Origin of the sequence: Streptomyces sp. NPDC005574, from assembly GCF_040605435.1 — a bacterium.
Lineage (GTDB): Bacteria > Actinomycetota > Actinomycetes > Streptomycetales > Streptomycetaceae > Streptomyces.
Map to the genome: position 1 here is coordinate 74,126 of NZ_JBEXCW010000024.1, position 20,487 is coordinate 94,612.

The window sequence follows — 20,487 nt, forward strand, 5'->3', positions numbered from 1 at the left end:
GGTTTCCTCCTCCGGCCCTCGGTGCCCCGCCCTCCCTTCGTCGCTCCCGGCGCCCTGTTTTTCGACCTCTCGCGTCCCGTTTGACCACGCCCGGGTTCGGTTTCGTCACCGCCGAGTCACAGCAGGACGGGCCGGAGAACCCCTGGTGAGCCGGAGCTGTCTGCGTCGGCGAGGGGTGGCGAGGGCCGCTCCGGGCGACGCGAGTTCGGGGGATGTCATGCGGTACGGAATCCGGTGGGGCAACGGTGTGCGCGGGACCCTGGTGGCGGTGGTCGCGGCCTCGGCCGCGTTGGTCGTGACCGGGTGTCAGGGGGACGGTGAGGACTCCGGGACCGCGGCCGGGGCCTCCCCGGGGACGGCGGGCGTCTCGTCGTCCCCGTCGGGTGCGGCGGCGGGCGGCGCGCCGGAGACCGGTACCGGCGGCCCGTCCACCCCGGCGGACACCACCTCCGCCGGGACCGGGGGCACGGAGGCCGGGAGCGGCACCGGCACCGGCGTCCACACCGGCACCGGTACGGGTACAGGCACCGGCACCGGCACCGGCACCGATGCCCTCACATCGTGTCCCCCCTCCGCGCTCGACGTCATCGCGCGGCAGGCCGTCGACCGGCCCAGCGGGACGGGGACGGGGGCCGCCGTCGTCGGGTTCACCAACGTCTCCGGGGCCGCGTGCGCGCTCAGCGGGCATCCTTCCGTCGCCGGGGCCGGCAACGGCTCTCCGGAGCACAACTCCCCGCTGTCGGTGACCCGTACCGGGTCGGCGTCCCCGGTGCGGGTGGCTCCCGGTGCCACGGCCTGGGTGAAGCTGACCTTCGTCCAGGTCCAGGGCGAGGGCGACGGCTACTGCGCGTCCGGCGCCGATCCCTCGGCGTACCCCACCCTGGTGGTCGGCCTCCCCGGCGCCGGAGCGCATCAAGTGGCCCTGGACGACGGCGTCTTCGCGGAGTGCGACAACACGGCGACGGTGACGCCGGTGTCGGCGACCAGGCCCGCGTGATCTGCCTCGCTCGATCTGCCACGCCTGATCTGCCTCTCCCGATCCGCCTCGCCCGATCCGCCTCGCCTGATCTGCCACGCCTGATCTGCCTCTCCCGATCTGCCTCCCCTGATCCGCCCCGCCCGATCCACCCCGCCTGATCTGCCTCGCCTGATCCGCCCCGCTTGAGGTAAGCGCGTTCACCGTCGTCGGACGGGTTCGTGGGCCCCTGCCGGTGCGGTCCGGCGCGACGAACGGGCCCGGCACGAGGCCTGACGCGACGGCAGAACGCAGAATCCGGACACCGTGACGGCGGCCGAACTCGTCTGCTTCTTCCGGCCACCGGAGAGAGGGACCGGTACGGCCCCTCGCTCGGCGCGATCCCCCGGCCGGCGGCCGGGGTGGTCGGTGCCGGCACCCGCGCCTGGCCTGGTGATCGTCCTCAGTGGTCCGGTGGTGGGCGGCCGACGCGACGGGTGATGACCCGCTGGATACGGCCGGCGACCGGACGTCGCGGTGGGGACGAAGGACGCGGGCAACGGCCGGATTTCACCTCGCGCGGGGCGTGATTCCGCGATGCTGAGTGGTACGGGGTGTGCATCCGGCCGATGAGGACCGAGCCGCACCCCGCTCAACGTGCCTGTTCCGTATGCCCGTTCGATGTGCAGATCCGGAAGGACCGCAGACATGGCCACACCCTTGTCCGCCGCGAAAACGCTTGCCGCGTTGAAGGCCGAGGGTCTCAGCGTTCACGAACACGCCGGCTGGAAGACCCACAACCGCGACGCGGCGACCGGCAGGTCGTTCGGTCCCGTGATCGGCGTGCTGATCCACCACACCGCCGGCCACAACGACAAGGAGCTCTGCTACAAGGGCAGGTCCGACCTCCCCGGACCGCTCTGCCACGCCTGGCTCGGCAAGACCGACGGCCTGTGGATGATCGGCCACGGCCGGGCCAACCACGCCGGGTCGGTCGACCTCGACGTCCTCAACGCGCTGCGCGCCGAGAAGCCGCTGCCGCACGACAACCAGGCCAACGCCGACGGCAACGACTGCCTGTACGGCCTGGAGATCGAGAACCTCGGCACCGGCAAGGACCCCTACCCGGACGCGCAGTACGAGAAGGCCGTGCGGTGGGCGGCGGCGCTGTGCCGGGCCCACGGATGGTCCGAGAAGTCCGTCGCCGGGCACAAGGAGGTCCAGCCCGGCAAGATCGACCCCAGTTTCGACATGGACGACTTCCGGGCCGACGTGAAGAAGCAGCTCGCGTCCGGGGCTGGCAAGCCGGCGCCGTCGAAGCCCGGTCCCGGCAAGCCCCGCGTCGACCTGTCCCGCCTGGTGCGGGCCGCGAAGGCCGACCCCGGCGCCAAGCAGGGGCACGTCAGCTACATGGCGGGGACCAACCTCACCGAGGCGGCGCTGGTCAAGCTGGGGTACCTCGCCAAGACGTACGCCGGTGACGGATCCTTCGGCTCGACGACCGTCGCCGCCTACGCCAAGTGGCAGCGCCACCTCGGCTACTCGGGCGCCGAGGCCAACGGCATCCCCGGCAAGATCTCGCTCGGCAGACTCGGCGACCGTACGGGCCTGTTCACCGTGGTCGCCTGAGCGAGGAGCACCGTCCGACACGTCATCGATTCGCCCCATGGGGAAGGGCATCCACCGGACCCGGTGGATGCCCTTCCCCATGGGGCGAATCGGTCAGTTACCAGTAAAGAACCTTGACAGACAATTGGTCTAGTCCAACGATGGCGCTGTTCCCCCCAGCCTCCGCTGTCCCTTCTTCCTGGGAGCGTCAATGAGACGACCTGGTCCTCTTCGCGCGTTGCTGTCCTGTCTGGCCGTGAGCACAGCGTCCGCCGGGCTCGTGGCTCTCTCGGGAGGCGGCGCCCTCGCCTCCCCGCAGGCCGCCCCCGCCCAACCCCCGCATCCCGCGCGGCCGATGCCGGCGCACGTCGCCGCGCCGTACTTCGAGGCGTGGACCGGCGAGAGCCCGGCCGCACTCGCCGCCGCGTCCGGCAACAAGTACCTCACGCTGGCGTTCCTCCAGACGCCCGCGGCGGGCTCGTGCACCGCCGACTGGAACGGCGACGCCACCCAGCCGATCTCCGAGGCCGCCTTCGGCGCGGACATCGCCACGATCCAGGCCCGCGGCGGCAACGTCATCCCGTCCTTCGGCGGCTACAGCGCCGACACCACGGGCACCGAACTCGCCGACAACTGCACCAGCGTCGACGCCATCGCCAAGGTGTACGAGAGCCTCGTCACGACGTACGGCGTCACCCGCATCGACCTGGACATCGAGGCCGACTCGATCAACAACGCCGCCGGCATCGACCGCCGCAACAAGGCCATCGCCAAGGTGGAGCGCTGGGCCGAACGCAGCGGCCGGCCCGTGCAGTTCTCCTACACCCTGCCGACGACGAACACCGGCCTCGCGCCCAACGGCGTGGCCCTGCTGCAGAACGCCGTCGACAACGGGGCGCGCGTGGACGTCGTCAACATCATGACGTTCGACTACTGGGACGGCGCCACACACGACATGGCGGCCGACACCGTGACCGCCGCCACCGGGCTGCGGACCCAACTGGCCGCCCTGTACCCGAAGAAGAACCCGGCGAAGCTCTGGCACATGATCGGTGTCACCGAGATGCCCGGCATCGACGACTTCGGACCGGAGGAGACCTTCACCGCGCAGGACGCCGTGAAGGTGGAGAAGTGGGCCGTCGCGAAGGGGATCGACACGCTCTCCTTCTGGGCGCTCCAGCGCGACAACGGTGGCTGCGTGGGCACCGCGGGCGCCAACTCCTGCTCGGGCATCGCCCAGGACACCTGGCAGTTCAGCCACACCTTCGAGCCCTTCACCCGCGGCCACGGTCACCACTGACGGCTGATGGCTCGCGACCGGTGGCCGGGGAGTCTTGACGAACTCCTGACGCATACGGCCGCATCCTCGCGGGCCCCCGCGATGTCCTCATCCGTGGCTCAATCACATCGGTGTCCCGGCCGGTCCGTCCGGCCGGGACCTGTGAGGAAATGGAGTGCCATGGAAGGCACCGTGGTCACGGTCGTGGTGGTGGCGGTACTGGTCCTGCTCGTGCTGCGCAGCGGCATGCGGGTGGTCAACCAGGTCGAACGCGGGGTCGTGTTCCGGCTGGGCCGGGCGTTGCCGGGCTACCGGCAGCCGGGGGTCACGTTCCTGATCCCGTTCGCCGACCGGATGCGGAAGGTGAACGTGCAGGTGGTCACCATGCCGGTGCCCACCCAGGAGGGCATCACCCGGGACAACGTCTCGGTCAAGGTCGACGCCGTCGTGTACTTCCGGGTCACGGACCCGGCGCAGGCCGCGATCGAGGTCCAGGACTACACCTTCGCCGTGGGGCAGGTCGCCCAGTCCTCGCTGCGGTCGATCATCGGCAAGAGCGACCTGGACGACCTGCTGTCCGACCGGGAACGGCTGCACGAGGGGCTGGCGTTGATGATCGACAGCCCGGCGGCCGGCTGGGGTGTCCACATCGACCGGGTCGAGATCAAGGACGTACAGCTTCCGGAGTCCCTCAAGCGGTCCATGTCCCGGCAGGCGGAGGCCGAGCGGGAGCGCCGGGCGCGGGTCATCACCGCGGACGGCGAGTTCCAGGCCGCGCAGCAGCTCGCGAACGCCTCCCGCATCATGTCCGACACGCCCGAGGCCATGCAGCTGCGTCTGCTGCAGACGGTCGTGGAGGTCGCGGCCGAGAAGAACTCGACGCTGGTGATGCCCTTCCCGGTGGAGCTGCTGCGGTACTTCGACAAGGCGGCCCGGCACTTCGGGGAACCGCCCGCCACCCAACCGGCGGGGCCCACCCAGCAACCCGCCGCGCCCACCGCACCGCCCGCCGCAGCCACGGCACCTCCCGCCGCGCCTACCGCACCCCTGCCGGTCCAGGCGCCCGGGCCGGTCGCTCCGCCCGTCGAGCAGTCGTAGCCAGGGCCGCCGTCACGGCGAGGGACGCCAGCGCGGTGAGTGTCATCGCCCGGGCGGGCGAGGTGAGTTGGGCCACCGAACCCGCCAGGGCCGCGCTCGCGCCCTGCAGGGTCATCATGCCCGCCGAGTGCAGTCCGAGGGCGTGGCCGCTCAGTTCGCCGGGGGTCAGGGCCATCAGTCGCTCCTGCTGGACCAGGCTCGCGCCGAAGCCGACGGAGGCCACGGTGACCAGGGCGGCGGCCGCCGGGAGAGCGGGGTGCAGGAAGAAGGCCAGATACGGCACGGCCAGCAGGACGAGCAGGGGTGTGCCCAGGCGCGGGCGGACGGCGGCCGGCACCAGGCGCCCGACGGTCACGTCACCGGCGAACATGCCCAGCGCCCCGCAGGCGAACAGGGTGCCGGCGGCGCCGGGGTCGTAGGACACGTAGAGGGATTCGCAGCCGACGACCAGGCCGTTCGGGATCCACAGGGCCAGGTAGACGTGGCGGCGGGGCCGGGAGGACCACAGCAGGGCGTTGGTGCGCCAGGTCACCCGGACGGAGGGGCGGCCCGTGGCGCGCGGCGGCCGGTGGGTCAGGCCGAGGCGGAGTCCGGCGGCCGCCGCGAGGAACAGCCCGGCCGCCGTGAGCAGACAGGCGCGCGGCGAAAGCACCGTCATCAGGGCGCCGCCGGTGGCGTAACCGGTGATCTGCATGAGTCCGCTCTGCATGTTGAAGACCGAACGCCCCAGCAGATAGCCCCCTTTGGGGAGGATCTCGGTCAGCAGGCCCCAGCGCACTCCCCCGCCGAGCGAGGCGACGATCCCCTGGGCGAGGACGACGGCGAAGACGGCCGGGATCGGCAGGCCGGGCAGCGCCAGCACCGCCGTACCGGCCGCGAAGGCGAGCGAGACGCCCGCCAGGGTCGCCCGCGGCGGCAGCCGGTCGGCCCCCGACAGCAGGAGGGTCGCGCCCAGCACCTGCGCCAGCGAGGGGCCGAACATGCTCAGCGCGGACAGCAGCGGCGAGTCGGTGGCCGGTACACCAGGGTGCCGAGCGCCGGTCCGCCTACGGTCTGCCCCGCGGTGTGAGCGGCGGAGGTCAGCAGGAGCGGGGTGAACTCAGGGGTGCGGAACAGTTGTCGGTAGCTGCGCATCCGCGGAGTCTGCGACCGCCGGGAGGAGGCCCGTTATTGTTTCGCGCCGGGGCGAAACGTCGTGACGGCGAGGCGGGGACGGACGCGGACCACCGGCGGCGGAGCCCGACCGGCGGCGGGATCGAGCGACCGGGGACCGGGTGGAGGCGGTGGGCGGGTGGGGTGGTGGCAGGTCAACGCGGACACGCTGGCCGGGAGCCGCTTCGTGCTGTCCCCGCTCGCCGAGACCTTCGCCGCGCTGAAGCTGCTGCACGCCGGGGTGCCCGCGCACCCGGGCGAACAGGTCTGGCTGCGTGACCACCGGCCCGCCTACCGGCGGCGGCTGGCCGCCGACCCGGTGACGGCGCTGCTGGTCCGCTCGGGGCTCGGCCGGGACTGGATCGCCGACTTCCTCACGCCGACCCCGAGGGACGGGGAGACGTTCGAGGAGGGCGTTGCCCGGGTGCGGGCCGCCCCTCCCGGCCGGGCCCGCGCGCACCTGCGGACCTCCCTCGCCGGCCCGCTCCCGGCCGCGCTGGACCGGGACGACCTCCCCGAGCGGGCGGCCGCTCTCCTGGAGGACGTCTGGGCGGAGTCCGTACGGCCGTACTGGCCCCGGCGGCGCCGCGTGCTGGAGGCGGACGTGGTCGCGCGCACCGCGCGGATGAGCCAGGGCGGCTGGGCGGCCGTCCTGGACGCGCTGCGGCCGGGCACGCGCTGGCTGGGTGACAACCGCCTCCAGGTGAACACGCACGCGTACCCGCCGCGGGAGATCTCCGGCGCGCAGCTGGTGTTCGTCCCGGTCACCCCGCAGACGGGCTGGGTGTCGTGGGAGGACGACGAGCGCTACGCGGTGGTCTACCCGTGTGCCGGCGCGCTCGCCACGGGCCGGGGCCCCGCCGTGCCCGCGAGTCTGGGCGCGCTGCTCGGGACGACACGGGCCGGGGTGCTGGTGCGGCTCGCCACCCCGCTCAGCACCAGCCAGCTGACCGCCGTCACCGGCCAGGGCCTCGGCTCGGTCGGCCGCCACCTGCGGGTGCTGCTGGAGGCCGGGCTGGTGGAGCGGCGGCGGGCGGGGCGGTCGGTGCTGTACTCGCGGACGCCGGCCGGTGAGGTCCTCGTACGGGCCGGAGAGGCCGGAAGGACGGGCGGGGACGACGCCCCGGCGTGACCCTCGGGCGCGGGACGGCGCGGACGGCGCGGGACGGGCGAGGTGGGGACGGCACGGGCGCGGTCGGGACGGCACGGGCGCGGCGGGGGAAGCGTGTCACGCGCCACGTCCACGGTCCGGGTCCTCGGGCAGGCCATAGCATCGCCGCATGACGCATACATCTTTGTACGACATCGAGATCGGCGCCCTGAAGGGCGGTTCCGCGGACCTCGGGCAGTACGCCGGGAAGGCCGTGCTCGTGGTGAACGTGGCCTCCAAGTGCGGGCTGACCCCGCAGTACAACGGCCTGGAGCGGTTGCAGGAGCGGTACGCGGCGCAGGGCTTCACCGTGCTGGGCGTGCCCTGCAACCAGTTCCTCGGGCAGGAGCCGGGCAGCGCCGAGGAGATCGCGGAGTTCTGCTCGGCGACGTACGGCGTGACGTTCCCGCTGACCGAGAAGGCCGAGGTGAACGGCGAGGGCCGGCACCCGCTGTACGAGAGCCTGGTCGACTTCCCCGACGCGGAGGGTCACAGCGGTGACATCCGGTGGAACTTCGAGAAGTTCCTGATCGGCCGGGACGGCAAGGTCGTGGCCCGGTTCTCGCCGCAGACCGAGCCGGAGTCGGCCGAGATCGTCGCGGCCGTCGAGGCCCAGCTGGCGGGTTGATCCCACCCGCACCGGCACACACCGGCACCGGCGCGCGGGAAGGCGGGCCGGGGCCGGGCACAGCCGAGCCCCCTCGGCAAGGACGGCGGGCCGGTCGAGAGGGCTCTGTCGCTGGTGCCTGTGCGGTGGTGAGTCGTGCGGTGCACCTGCATTGCGCGGTAACTGTGCTGCGGTGTGCGGATGTTGCCTGGAACAGGTGCTGCGTGGAGCTGTTGGTGCGTTGAGCTGTTGGTGCGTCGATCGATCCGTGCTTTGAGCGGTGATGCTTTGAGCGGTGATGCGTTGAGCGGTGATGCGTTGAGCAGTGGTACGTCGAGCGGTTGCCGTTCTTGATCGCGTGCTACTCGATCGCATGGTTGTCGGTCATACGGTCGGGTGAGGATCAGGAAGCCTCCTCTACGCCTTGACCGCTGCCACGAAGGCCTTCCACGCGTCGGCGGGGAACGCCAGGGTGGGGCCCTCGTGGACCTTGGAGTCACGGACGGCCAGCGTCGCCGACGGCGACATGACCTCGACGCACGCGCCGTTGCCCGTGGAGTAGGAGGACTTCGTCCACGTTGCCGTGGCACCCTGAAGAATTGCCATTTTTGCTCCGGTGGCGAGTTGTACGGTTTGAGCCAACGCCTTTGATCGTGGCGTGATCGACGCTACTCGCCAACATCGCTATTCGGAGGAGTCGTTCACTCGACTGGGTGGCATATTCCAGGTGACTCTTCCAGTCTGACCCGTCAGGGGTGTAGCATCCCGCCCTTCACCCCCGAGGGCATCAACGGGCGTACTCCTTCGCCACGTCCTCGATGAGTCGGCGGGACTGTTCGACGTTCAGGGCCTGTGCCCGCAGGTGTTCGTACATCACCGTGTACTTCTGCACGTCGTGCGCCTTCTCCAGGTACAGGTCGCTGGTGACGCCCTCGATGTACACCACGCTGGAGTCGGCCGCGTCCGCGAACTCCAGGATCGCGTACTGGCCGTTGATGCCGGGGTGCGCCCCGACCTCGAACGGCAGCACCTGCACCGTGATGTGCGGCTGCTGGGACATCTCGGCGACCTGCTCCAGCTGTTCGCGCATCACCTGGCGGCTCCCGACGACCCGGCGCAGCGCGGCCTCGTCGAGGACCACCCACAGCCGCAGCGGCTCCCGGTCGGCGGCGATACGATCCTGCCGCCGCAGCCGGACCTGGACGCGCTTCTCGATGTCGGAGGTCGACGTCTCGGGCAACGCCCCCTGGATGATGGCCTCGGCGTACTGCCGGGTCTGCAACAGGCCGGTGATCACCTGGGGTTCGTAGACCCGCAGGGACTCCGCGTCGGTCTCCAGGCCGATGTAGACGCTGTACGGGATGTCCCCGAAGGCGTGCCACCAGCCCTGCTGGCGCGAGTCCTTGGCCATCTGCATCAGCGAGTCGACGATCCGCTGGTCCTCGACCTCGTAGACCCCGCACAGGTCGCGGACGTCCCGCTGGCTGATGCTGCGCCGGCCGTTCTCCAGGCGGCTGATCTTCGACTGCGACACGAGCAGCCGCTCCGCCACCTCCTCGGCCGTCATGCCCTTGAGCTCGCGGAGCCTGCGCAGCTCCTGGCCCAGCCGTCGTCGCCTGACGGTGGGATTGACATTGGACGCCACGGGACGTGCACCTCCGGCTGTGTGCCTGTATCTGCCACTTTGCGTATCTGCTGTTGAGCAGACTGCCACCAAGGTGCTTTCTACCGCTGGCAAACGACGGATATGCGCTGCGTAGGGCCGGTTGCGCCGCTCCGGACGGGTCCGGGGCGGCTCGGGGCACCCAGCGGCGGAACCGGGGGCACACATGCGGCCGCGCGGGGCGGCGGCACCGTGTCGTCGTCCGGACGTACGGTGCCGTCACCCCGCGCGGACCAGCGGCTCCCGTACCGGTCTTGGGGACTGCGGTGCGGCGCTCGGCCATGCTCGGCCATGCTCGGCGGTGCGGTTCGTGCGGTTCGTGCGGTCATGCGGTGGTACGGGTCGCCTCGCGGTGCAGCCGTGGGACTGCGGCTCAGTGAGCCACGGCGCGCACCATGCTCGCGTGACGGGGCTGCATCGGAACACCACGAGCGGGTTCCGACGCGGGCCTGGCCCCGGGGGCGGCCTGCCGGCCGGCCGGTGCCTGGTTGCGGCGCGGCTGAGCGACCGCGCCGTTCTGGACGTCCATCACAGCGTGCGCCACGAGGCCGCCCATCGGGTCGTGCCTGATCAGATCCCGCAGCCGGGAGCGGGACGAGCGTCCCTCGTTGCCCGGATACAGGTGCTTGCCGAGGCCGACCGCGTGCGCCAGAGCGGCGAGCGCCGCGGTCCGCGGGTCCGGCGGTACGCCGGTACGGATCGCGGTGTCCAGCCGGGCTCTGATCTCCCGGCTGATCTCGGTGTCCGTCGCCTGGTAGCGAGTCGTCGGCAGCACTCCGCACATCTGGCCCGCCACGGCCTGCACCATGCCGCACCGCTCCAGATACGAGAGGTAGGTCTGGCGGAGCCCCAATCGCGGCCCGCCTATCCAGTGGACGGCCCGAACCGGAGCGCCACGCCTTCGCAGCAACTCCAACGCGCAGTCCAAAGTCGGATCTCCGGTCGGCCGTGGGGACACCACGGCGATACGATCCCCGTCTGGGGCTATCCGTCCGGCCAGCGCCAGCTCCACTAGCTGTGCTCCGGCCAGACCAAGGTCGAGCGACTGCGGCTGTGCGGTGGTACCCGTGGTCGGGTCCAGCGCCAGAAGCAAAAGCTCTTCCGGAATGGTTCTGCGGCTCCTGCCCATCCATGCCTCCCCGCGTGGATGAATGACAGGGTGACCCCTCTCACATTGGTCTGTCGAGGGTGCGTGACCTGTTTGCAATGGAACCAGTAGGTATGTCGTTCTCGTCTACCGCTTGGGTCAAGCCCGCACACAGGACACTGGTACATGGTTCGGACAGCGCCACGAGGCGGTGTTCCGGGCGGCGGTTCACGGTTCGGTTGACGCACGGAGAGCGTGCGGCGCATGGAGGAGGCATCGGTGGCGGGCGAGTCCCCCGACAGGTCGAAGCAGCGCGAGTCGTCGGCAGAACCGACGTCGGGGAGCGCGGGTCCGGTTCCGGAAGCGAGGACCGAGAACGGCCCGGCGGCCGAACGGCGTGACCCGCGCATCGCGGTGTCCCGCTCCCGCGGAGGCGTCGATACGGCGACGAGGACGCTGTCCGTGCGAGAACTCGCGGAGGCGACCGGGAAGGCCGACGCCGAGGACGCCGAGGACGCCGGGAAGGCCGCGGAGGCCGAGCAGGCCGCCGAGGACGCGCGGGATGCCGAGGACGCGCGGGATGCCGCTCGGGGCGGCGCCGGGGAGTCGGGGGCCGAGGACGCCGTCACGGACGCGGACACCGGCCCCGAGGCCGAGACCGAGGCCGACGCCGAGGCCGACGCCGAGGCCGACGCCGAGGCCGACGCCGAGGCCGACGCCGAGGCCGGATCCGAGGACGAGCCCGGCTCAGGCTCCCAGGACGAGCCCGAGGCGGCTTCCGGTGACGCCGGCGCCGCCCCGTCGGGTGACGCCCGGCTGCGGGAGGCCGTGGCCGCGTGGGTGCGGACGGCGGACGAGAAGCCGGCGGGCGGCCCCAGGAGCGCCGGGGACGACGACGAGGCGGACGCCAAGGCCGCCAGCGGGGCCGACGGGGCCGGCGACGAGGACGCCCGCCCGGTGACCGACGCGGAGGCCGAGGACGCCGTGCAGGCACCGTCGGCCGATGACGCCCCCGGCGCGCCCGGGAGCGCGGCGGACAGCGGGACGGACGTCCAGGAGGCCGCCGAGGCGCCTGCCGGGGCGGAATCCGACGACCGGGCCGACACGGACACGCCCGAGCCGGCCGACGCGGCCGAGCCCCGCGACACGCCCGTCGAGACCCCCGAGCCCGCTGACGGGCCCCGCGACACGCCCGCGGGGCCGAAGGAGTCCACCGAGGACGTCAAGGACGCTGCGGAGGCCGAAGCCGCCGCCGAAGCCGCCGACAACGCCTCCGAGGACGCCGACGCCAAGGCCGACGCGCGGCCCGTCGACCAGCCCACCGCCGTCTTCAAGGCCGTACCGCCGCCCGCGCCCGCCGTGGACCAGCCGACGACCATGCTGAAGCTCGGCGACGCGGCCCGGGCCCCGAAGGACGCCAGGCCCGCCGGCGGCCCCGCCGCGCCGAAGGACCACGCGAAGCCGAAGGCCGACGCCAAGCCCGGGGAAGACGCGAAGCCCCCGGAGGACGCGAAGCCGAAGGCCGACGCCAAGCCCGGGGAGGACACGGACTCCAAGGCCGACGCCAAGCGCACGGCGGACAGGTCCGCCAAGTCCGAGGCCGTGGCCGAAGTCGAGCGCACCAGCACGTTCGTGGCGCTCAAGCCGCTGGACGAGCCGCGTCCGGCCGCGCGGCCGGAGCCCGCCACCCCGAACGGCACCGGCGCCGGTACGACCGCCGCCACCCCCGCCGTCGCCCCCGAAGCCAAGCCCGCCACCCGGCCGGGCTCCGGACCGGGCGCCAAGCCCGCCGTCACGCCGGACGTCACCACCGTCACCCCGCGGCTCGGCCCGGAGCGGACCACGCAGCAGCCGTTGCCGCCGAAGCCGCCGCTGGACCTGCTGGCGGAGCTCACGAACACGCCTCCGCCGCCGGAGACCCCGGTCCGCACGCTGGTCCGCCGGGTCAAGATCTGGACCCCGCTGGTGCTGCTGCTGGTGGTCGCGTTCGCGATCGCACAGGCTGTACGCCCGCTGCCCGCGCCGACGCTCGCGCTCACCGCCGAGGACTCCTACTCCTTCGACGGCGGCAAGGTGGACCTGCCGTGGCCCGGCGAGGGACAGGGCTGGATGGACGTCGACGGCATCGGCACGATGGGTGACTTCGGCAAGCAGACGCCGGTCGCCATCGGCTCGGTCGCCAAGGCCATGACGGCGTACATCGTCCTCAAGGACCACCCGCTGAAGACGGGTGCCGAGGGGCCGGCCATCAAGGTCGACGCGACCGCCGAGAAGGAGGGCGGCTACGACAAGGACGGCGAGTCCACCCTCAACAGCGTCAAGCAGGGCGACAAGCTGTCCGAGAAGCAGGCGCTGGCGGCCATCATGATCCCGTCCGCCAACAACATCGCGCGGCTGCTGGCCCGTTGGGACGCGGGCACCGAGGCGGCGTTCATCAAGAAGATGAACGCCACCGCCAAGGAACTCGGCATGACGCACACGACGTACACGGACGCCTCCGGCCTGAAGGAGACCACCGTCTCCACCGCGGGGGACCAGGTGAAGCTGGGCAACGAGCTGGTGAAGATCCCGGCCCTGACGGCGATCACGTCGATGGGCCAGTGGACCGACCCGTCGGGCCAGAAGCACTACAACTACAACTACCTCGTCCCCTACAACGGGGCGATCGGCCTCAAGACGGGCACCACCACCGCGGCCGGCGGCAACCTGCTCTTCGCCGCGACCAAGGAGGTCGGCGGTGAGACGGTGACCGTGGTGGGCGCGATCCTCGGCCAGCACAAGGCGCCGATCATCCAGACCGTCAACGACGTCAGCAAGACGGCGATGCTCGCCGCCCGGGACGCTCTGAAGCCGGCGAAGATCCTGAAGAAGGGCGACGTCGTCGGGTACGTGGACGACGGGCTCGGCGGCCGCACCCCGGTGGTCCTCACCAAGGACGTCACGGCGATCGGCTGGGCCGGCCTGAAGGTGAAGCTGTCCTTCGCCGCCGAGGACGTGCCGCACACCGCGAAGGCGGGTACCCGGGTCGGCACGCTGACCGTCGGCGACGGGACGAGCGGCGCGGTCAAGGTGCCGGTCGCCCTGGAGAGGGAACTCGTCGAACCGGGCTTCACGGACAAGCTGAAGCGCCTCGGCTGACCCCGGGCCCGTGACGCGCCCGCGCACCGACGCCGGTCGGACCCTCCCGGGGTTCGGCCCGGCGGGGTGCGTGCTAGCGTCGCGAAACGGGGCAGGCCGCCGTTCACGGGACGCGGCCGCCGCACCGACCAGGACGAGGCCGGCAACGCGCGGGGAACGGGACGCGGCCGCGAACAGAACACGGACACCACGGGGAGTGCCTTCAGGTGGCCACTGCGGAGCCGACACGGGCCGACGACGCCGATCCGGGATCGGGGGCCGGCTCACGAATACGCCTGCCCGCGTCCGAACCGGAGAGCCGCGAGCAGACGGGATCCGCCGCGTGGGGCTTCGTGCTCGCGGTGCGCGAGCGGATGCTGCGGCACCCCGTCCTCTCCATGACCGCGCTGTCCGGCGTGCTGCACATCGCCTGGTTCTTCACATTCGCCAACAGTGGCGGTGACCTGGCGGCGCAGGACGCGTGGGCCGAGTTCGTCGGCCGGCACCCGGACTCGGCGTACAACCTCGCCTGGTACGGCGGCATGCACCCGGTGTCGTACAGCGTGGTGTCGCCGTATCTGATGTCGGTGCTCGGCGTGCGCACCACGATGATGATCGCGGGGACGCTCTCGGCGGGGCTGCTGACGATGGTGCTGCTGCGCAGCCGCTCGGTGCGCAATCCGCTGTGGGCCTCCCTCGCGGGCCTGGTCGCGTTCCTGTGCAACGCCGCCTCGGGGCGGGTGACGTTCGGCCTGGGCACGGTGTTCGCGCTGGGCGCGGTCGCCGTGGTGTTCTGCTGGCCCTACCGCTGGCGCTACAAACGCTGGGCGAAGGCGCTGTGCGCGGCCCCGCTGGCGGCGCTGGCCACGATGTCGTCGCCGGTCGCGGGCCTGTTCGTGGGGCTGGTCGCGGTGGCGCTGTTCCTCCAGAAGCGGCGTCCGGGCGCCTGGGCGCTGGGCATCGCCCCGGCGGTCGTGGTGGCGGTGTCGGCCTGGGCGTTCCCCTTCTCCGGCACCCAGCCGATGACGATCTTCTCGGTGATCCTGCCGCTGTCGTACGCGCTCCTGGTGCTGTTCCTGGTTCCCCGGGAGTGGCGGACGGTCCGGCTGACGGCCGGGGTGTACGCCTTCTCGATCGTCATGGTGTGGCTGGTCAGCTCGCAGATCGGGTCGAACATCTCGCGGCTCGCGATGCTGTTCGCCGGGGTGGCCCTGGTGGCGGCGCTGCCCTTCACGGTGCCGCGTACACGCAAGTGGTACACCGTCGTGGTGGCCCTCGTGGGCTTCGCGGGCTGGATCGGCTTCAAGTCGGTCGACGACATCATGCACACCACGCCGGCGGCGTCCTGGGCGCGTGAGCTGGCCCCGCTCGTCCACGAGCTGCAGAAGGCCGGCGCCGAGAAGGGCCGGGTGGAGGTCGTCCCCGCCCGCTCCCACCGCGAGGCGTCCGCGCTCGCGCCGTACGTGAACCTGGCCCGGGGCTGGAACCGTCAGGCCGACATGGAGCGCAACCCGCTCTTCTACGACGACACGCTCAACTCGGCGAACTACCACGAGTGGCTCCAGCGGTGGGCCGTGCACTTCGTGGTCGTGCCGAAGGACGAGCCCGACGGGGACGGCGGCGAGCGGGAGCGGGCCCTGGTGCAGCGCGGCATGCCGTATCTGAACCAGATCTGGGGCGACGCGAACTGGCAGCTGTTCCAGGTGACCGATCCGGCGCCGCTCGCCGAGCCGAACGCCGTCGTGGACCGCGCCGAGCAGGGCGAGATGACGATGGAGGTGCGCAAGGCGGGCCGGGTGCTGATCCGTATCCCGTACTCGCCGTGGCTGAGCATCGTCGACGGGGACGGCAACAAGCTGAAGCCGCCGCAGGAGACCGAGGCGTCCAAGGACCGGTCCGAGGGCACGCCGAAGACGTACGACAACGTCAACGGCTGTCTGATGGAGACGGAGGAGGACGCCGAGGGCGACAGGTGGACCATGCTGATCGCGCCGAAGGCGGGGGTCTACCGGCTGGCGGCCCCGTACACGCTGCCCAGGGGCACGCCCTGCCCGGACGAGCTGAAGTGAGGGGCGGGGCCGGCCGGGCCCCGCGTCAGCGCAGCCGGTCCACGTAGGTGTCGGTGCCCGGGATCGTGGGGACGAAGGGCGCCAGCAGTTCCGTCCGGCCGAGCCCCGAACGGGTGACCGCGTCCTCGAGTCCGGTGAAGCACTCCTCCCAGCACTCCCGCGGGTCGGTCTCCAGGAACCACAGCAGCGTGAGCCGGGTGTCGACGCCCTCGACCTGCTTGACGTACGTCATGCGGTCGCCGGGCAGCGGGGTGGGCCGGAAGACGGTCACCAGGGCGGCCGGGCTGCCCGCCACCCGCCCGGGCAGGTGCCGGTCCCGCAGCCACTGGAGGAGTTCGTCCCGCTGTTCGGGCGACTCGCTGTCGATGACCTCCAGGACGAGTCCGGCGTAGGGGTGGTCGAGGGCGTGGAAGTCGCGGGGGCCGGCCGCGCCGTCGCGGTAGACGGTCGCCTCGTGGTCCTGGAACGCGGTGAAGACGTGGGTGCGGTCCTGGTGGACGCGGCCGTCGCGGTTGAGGCGCTTGTTGATGCCGACGGTCCACTTCATGTGGTCGTCGTAGCGGCCGTCGGTGATCCAGTACGTGGAGAGGTAGCAGCCGGCGGTGACCGGCTGGGCGACCGCCGACTTCTCGGGCCTGCGCAGGAGTTGGAGGTCCCGGGTCGCCACCCAGCGGCGGCCCGCGTACATCCAGGGCATGGCCATCGCGCCGGCGTAGTAGTGGTCGTCCTCGTACCAGCGGTTGTAGGCGTGTTCGTGGCCCGGGTGCGGCTCGACCATCGTGATCAGCGCGTGGCCGGGGCGGACTCCGTACGGGCCCACCGCGGCCAGCTCGGCGTAGACGTCGCTGCGGGTGTCATCCGACATGGGCGCTCCCCTTCCGTCCTGCTGCGGAGGCTCCTACTCTGACGGACCGTCAGATGCAGCGCCAGAGCCGGGAGGTAGCGATGTCACTGCTCGCGGGCAGGACCGTCGTCGTGTCGGGAGTGGGTGCCGGACTCGGCCACCAGGTCGCGGCGGCCGTCGTACGGGACGGCGGGAACGCCGTACTGGGGGCGCGGACCGGGGCGAACCTCGTGAAGAGCGCGGCCGAGATCGATCCGGACGGGGCCCACACCGCCTGCCTGGCGACCGACATCACCGACGAGGGACAGTGCGAGGCGCTGGCGGCGCTGGCCCGGGAGCGGTTCGGGCGGATCGACGCCGTGGTGCATGTGGCGGCCTGGGACTCGTACTTCGGCGGGGTCGAGGACGCGGACTTCGCGACCTGGCTGTCGGTGATCGACGTGAACCTGCTGGGCACGCTGCGGATGACCCGGGCCTGTCTGCCGGCGCTGAAGTCGTGCGGCGGCTCGGTGGTGTTCATCGGGACGCAGTCCGCGGTGGCGGCCCCCTCGCAGGTGCGGCAGGCCGCGTACGCGGCTTCGAAGGGGGCGCTGACCAGCGCGATGTACTCGCTGGCGCGGGAGCTCGGGCCGTACCGCGTCCGGGTCAACTCCGTGCTGCCGGGCTGGATGTGGGGTCCGCCGGTGCAGGCGTACGTCCAGTTCACCGCGCACACCGAGGGCGTGCCGGAGGCGGAGGTGCTGGCGCGGCTGACCGAGCGGATGGCGCTGCCCGACCTCGCGACGGACGGGGACGTGGCGGACGCCGCGGTCTTCCTCGCCTCGGACCGGGCGCGGGCGATCACAGGGCAGTCGTTGCTGGTCAACGCGGGGGAGCTGATGCGCTGACCCCTGTTTTCCGGCCAACCCGAAGTTCACGTACATGGACGAGGGTCACTGCACCGAACTATTTTACGTTCCCTTTACTCACCTCTTCCTTGCCCTGCCCATGCCACCGAACCCAGAGTTCACATGCCTGACCCTGGCGGCGAACCCTGGAAGGGGGCACATGAACAGTCTCGACTGGGCCGTCCTCATCGGCTACTTCGGCGTGATGGTCGCGATCGGCGTCTGGTCGCACAAGCGCGTGGACGACGTGAGCGACTTCTTCACGGCCGGAGGCAAGATGCCGTGGTGGCTGTCCGGCATCTCGCACCACATGTCGGGCTACAGCGCGGTGATGTTCACCGGGTACGCGGGCATCGCCTACACCTACGGTGTCACGTCCTTCATCACCTGGTCGTTCCCCATCGCGCTGGGCATCGCCATCGGGTCGAAGCTGTTCGCTCCGCGCATCAACCGGCTGCGGTCGAAGCTGCGTGTGGCGTCCCCGCTGGAGTACCTGAAGAACCGGTACGACCTCAAGACCCAGCAGGCGCTGGCCTGGTCCGGCATGCTGCTGAAGATCGTGGACGTCGGCGCGAAGTGGGCCGCGATCGCGACCCTGCTGTCCGTCTTCACCGGGCTGTCCCTCAACCAGGGCATCCTCATCACCGGTGCGATCACCGCGGTCTACTGCACGATCGGCGGCCTGTGGGCGGACGCACTGACCGAACTGGGCCAGTTCTGCATCCAGTTGCTGGCCGGCGTCGCGATGTTCGTCGCGGTGGTGCTGAAGCTGAACGACAAGGGCATCGGGTTCCTCGGCGCCTGGGACGAGCCGGCGCTGCACGGCCACGGCAAGCCCCTGGTCGGCCCGTACGGCACGGTGTTCCTGCTCGCGTTCCTCTTCATCAAGCTCTTCGAGTACAACGGCGGCATGCTCAACCAGGCCCAGCGCTACATGGCCACGGGCAGTCCGCGGGAGGCCGAGCGGTCGGCACGGCTGTCGGCGATCCTGTGGCTGGTGTGGCCGGTGGTCCTGTTCTTCCCGATGTGGATGTCCCCGCTCCTGGTGCACGCACAGAAGCCGGACGGCTCCGACTCCTACGGCCTGATGACCGAACAGCTGCTGCCACACGGGCTGTTGGGCCTGGTGATCGTGGGGTTCTTCTCGCACACGATGGCCATGTGCTCCTCGGACGCGAACGCGATCGCCGCCGTCTTCACCCGGGACGTGGCGCCGGTGCTGTCGCAGCGGGCGCGGGCGTGGAACCCGCGGAGCGGGCTGGTCGCGGCCCGCGTCACGACGGTCGTCTTCCTCGGTCTGTCCATGGCGGTGGCCACCCAGGTCAACTCGCCCACCTTCAAGGACATCATCACGGTCGTGATCAAGTGGGTCGCGGGTCTGATGGGCCCGATCGCGATCCCGATGATGCTGGGCCTGCTGCGGCCGTTCCGCCGCTCCGGTCCCACGGCGGCGCTCACCAGCTGGGCGCTGGGCCTGCTCGCCTTCTGGCTGGTGAACTACCCGATCAACTGGAACGTCGACGGCGGCGTCCCGCTCCAGTACCAGGTGTCCATTCCGCTGGCGGTGTCCCTGATCCTGTACATCGCCATCGGCTTCGTGAAGCCGGAGGACAGTCCCGAACGCCTCGCGGTCATCGAGCGGATCAACACGGACGGGGACGGTACGGCCGCGGCGGCTGTCCCCGCTCCGGCGGGCGACGTGGAGGACGCGGTGGTGCGGGCCCCGGTCAAGGACTGAGCCCGGCCCACGGGCCGGCCACCGGCGAGGAGCCGCGGACCCCACCGTCGGGGAGGGTCCGCGGCTCCGGCCGGCCGGACGGCATCGGGCCCCTCCCGCTCCTCAGCCCCTCGGGTAGCGCGTCAGCCAGCCGGGGGACGATCCCGCCGGGCCGTGCAGGGCGGGGCCCTGGGTCATCTCCATCGCGAAGTCGTCGGCCAGCTCCAGCAGGGTGGGACGGCCCTCCAGCTCGGCCAGCCAGGCCGGCGGGAGGGCCGTCTCGCCGTAGAGGGCGCCGAGGAGGCCGCCGGTCAGGGCGCCCGCGGCGGCGGACGGCCCGTCGTGGTTCACCGCGAGCCGCAGCCCGTGCCGTACGTCCTCGCTCACCAGCGCGCAGTACACGGCGGCTGCCAGCAGCCGCGGCGCCGTACCGCCCGCGAGGAGTTCCCCGACCCGGGCCGGCGCGGGCATCCCCTGGCGTACCGCGCCCAGCGCGTGCTGGAGGGCGTCCGACACCGGCGGACTCCCGTCCCGCGCGGCGAGCAGGGCGAGCGCCCGCTGCACCGCCGTGTCGAGGTCGTCACCGCAGGCCAGGGCATGCACGATCACGGCGTACGCGCCCGCCGACAGGTAGGCGGTGGGGTGCCCGTGGGTCTGCGCGGCGCACTCCACGGCGAGCTGGACGACGAGCTGCGGCTCCCAGCCGACGAGGAGCCCGAAGGGCGCGGACCGGGCGACCGCCTCGGGCCCGTCGGCGGCGGGGTTCTTGGGCGCGTCGAGGGTGCCCATCCTGTCGTCCCCGAGCCCGAGCAGCAGCGGCCGGGTGGGGTCGCGGCGGGCGTACAGCCACTCCTCGCGGGCCAGCCAGCCGTCCTCCTTGCGGCGCTCATCGGGGCCCCAGTCGCGCTGGGTCGCGGCCCAGCGCAGATACGCCCGGTGCAGATCGGTCGGCGGGTGCCAGGCGCCGGTGTCCCGGCGGACCTGGGCGCGGATGAGGCCGTCCACGGTGAACAGGGTGAGCTGGGTGAGGTGTGTGACGGCGCCGCGCCGCCCGTGGGCGGGGGCCAGGTCGACGACACCCTCGGCGCCGTGCGCCTCCTGGATGGCGTCGAGGTCCAGCCCGTCGACCGGGGCGCCCAGCGCGTCCCCGACGGCCGCCCCGAGCAGCGTCCCGCGCACCCGGCTGCGGAAGTCCTGCTGTTCGGCACGCCCCCAGACGGGCCCGGCTGTCGCACCCACCAAGACCTCCCCGTG

At 71.9% G+C, this 20,487-nt stretch carries 15 protein-coding genes and 1 pseudogene; 10 read left to right on the plus strand and 6 right to left on the minus strand.

The window, feature by feature from the left end:
• Window positions 1–217: 217 nt before the first annotated feature.
• From ABZT03_RS18230 to ABZT03_RS18245, 4 genes are all read left to right on the plus strand, one after another.
• On the plus strand, window positions 218–997 hold the full coding sequence (locus ABZT03_RS18230) for a DUF4232 domain-containing protein (protein ID WP_356040345.1): 780 nt from the start codon (window positions 218–220) through the stop codon (window positions 995–997).
• A gap of 666 nt (window positions 998–1,663) precedes the next feature.
• On the plus strand, window positions 1,664–2,584 hold the full coding sequence (locus tag ABZT03_RS18235) for an N-acetylmuramoyl-L-alanine amidase (RefSeq protein ID WP_356040348.1): 921 nt from the start codon (window positions 1,664–1,666) through the stop codon (window positions 2,582–2,584).
• A gap of 235 nt (window positions 2,585–2,819) precedes the next feature.
• Window positions 2,820–3,863 (plus strand): chitinase, encoded by a 1,044-nt coding sequence (locus ABZT03_RS18240; protein WP_356040351.1) that lies wholly within the window; start codon window positions 2,820–2,822, stop codon window positions 3,861–3,863.
• A 159-nt stretch (window positions 3,864–4,022) separates the two neighbouring features.
• Entirely contained in the window at window positions 4,023–4,940 is a 918-nt protein-coding gene (locus ABZT03_RS18245; RefSeq protein WP_356040354.1) for a slipin family protein, read from the plus strand.
• Here the strand turns inward: ABZT03_RS18245 and ABZT03_RS18250 are convergent.
• Window positions 4,879–6,074 (minus strand): annotated as a pseudogene (locus ABZT03_RS18250) (MFS transporter). The gene ABZT03_RS18245 and the pseudogene ABZT03_RS18250 overlap by 62 nt on opposite strands.
• Before the next feature lie 157 nt (window positions 6,075–6,231).
• Here ABZT03_RS18250 and ABZT03_RS18255 point away from each other — a divergent pair.
• Both ABZT03_RS18255 and ABZT03_RS18260 read left to right on the plus strand, forming a co-directional pair.
• The gene (locus tag ABZT03_RS18255; protein ID WP_356040357.1) at window positions 6,232–7,224 is read left to right on the plus strand and encodes a winged helix-turn-helix domain-containing protein; all 993 of its coding nucleotides are present in this window, start codon (window positions 6,232–6,234) and stop codon (window positions 7,222–7,224) included.
• Between the two features lie 148 nt (window positions 7,225–7,372).
• Window positions 7,373–7,870, plus strand: coding sequence for a glutathione peroxidase (locus tag ABZT03_RS18260; RefSeq protein ID WP_356040360.1), 498 nt, complete (start codon window positions 7,373–7,375; stop codon window positions 7,868–7,870).
• A gap of 396 nt (window positions 7,871–8,266) precedes the next feature.
• On the opposite strand, the gene ABZT03_RS18265 is transcribed toward ABZT03_RS18260, so the two are convergent.
• The 3 genes from ABZT03_RS18265 to ABZT03_RS18275 form a co-directional block, all read right to left on the minus strand.
• Window positions 8,267–8,455: a DUF397 domain-containing protein gene (locus ABZT03_RS18265; protein ID WP_356040363.1), complete on the minus strand. Its 189-nt coding sequence runs from the start codon at window positions 8,453–8,455 to the stop codon at window positions 8,267–8,269.
• A gap of 181 nt (window positions 8,456–8,636) precedes the next feature.
• On the minus strand, window positions 8,637–9,494 hold the full coding sequence (locus tag ABZT03_RS18270) for a helix-turn-helix transcriptional regulator (protein ID WP_356040366.1): 858 nt from the start codon (window positions 9,492–9,494) through the stop codon (window positions 8,637–8,639).
• A gap of 391 nt (window positions 9,495–9,885) precedes the next feature.
• Window positions 9,886–10,641, minus strand: a complete 756-nt coding sequence (locus ABZT03_RS18275; protein ID WP_356040369.1) for a GPP34 family phosphoprotein — start codon at window positions 10,639–10,641, stop codon at window positions 9,886–9,888.
• A 222-nt stretch (window positions 10,642–10,863) separates the two neighbouring features.
• Here ABZT03_RS18275 and ABZT03_RS18280 point away from each other — a divergent pair, with 222 nt between their 5' ends.
• Both ABZT03_RS18280 and ABZT03_RS18285 read left to right on the plus strand, forming a co-directional pair.
• Window positions 10,864–13,737 carry a D-alanyl-D-alanine carboxypeptidase gene (locus tag ABZT03_RS18280; protein ID WP_356040372.1) on the plus strand — a complete coding sequence of 958 codons (2,874 nt, stop codon included), beginning with the start codon at window positions 10,864–10,866 and terminating at the stop codon, window positions 13,735–13,737.
• 206 nt (window positions 13,738–13,943) lie between these two features.
• Complete coding sequence (locus ABZT03_RS18285) at window positions 13,944–15,785, plus strand: MFS transporter (protein WP_356040375.1); 1,842 nt, start codon at window positions 13,944–13,946, stop codon at window positions 15,783–15,785.
• Window positions 15,786–15,810: 25 nt separating this feature from the next.
• Here ABZT03_RS18285 and ABZT03_RS18290 read toward each other — a convergent pair whose 3' ends face one another.
• A complete protein-coding gene (locus ABZT03_RS18290) occupies window positions 15,811–16,650 on the minus strand; it encodes a hypothetical protein (RefSeq protein WP_356040377.1) in 840 nt (279 codons plus the stop codon).
• An 80-nt stretch (window positions 16,651–16,730) separates the two neighbouring features.
• Between ABZT03_RS18290 and ABZT03_RS18295 the strand changes: the two genes are divergently transcribed.
• Window positions 16,731–17,516, plus strand: coding sequence for an SDR family oxidoreductase (locus tag ABZT03_RS18295; protein ID WP_356040380.1), 786 nt, complete (start codon window positions 16,731–16,733; stop codon window positions 17,514–17,516).
• Window positions 17,517–17,676: 160 nt separating this feature from the next.
• On the plus strand, window positions 17,677–19,254 hold the full coding sequence (locus ABZT03_RS18300; protein WP_356040383.1) for a sodium:solute symporter family protein: 1,578 nt from the start codon (window positions 17,677–17,679) through the stop codon (window positions 19,252–19,254).
• 102 nt (window positions 19,255–19,356) lie between these two features.
• Here the strand turns inward: ABZT03_RS18300 and ABZT03_RS18305 are convergent, their stop codons facing one another.
• Window positions 19,357–20,472, minus strand: a complete 1,116-nt coding sequence (locus tag ABZT03_RS18305; RefSeq protein WP_356040385.1) for an ADP-ribosylglycohydrolase family protein — start codon at window positions 20,470–20,472, stop codon at window positions 19,357–19,359.
• Between the last annotated feature and the right edge of the window lie 15 nt (window positions 20,473–20,487).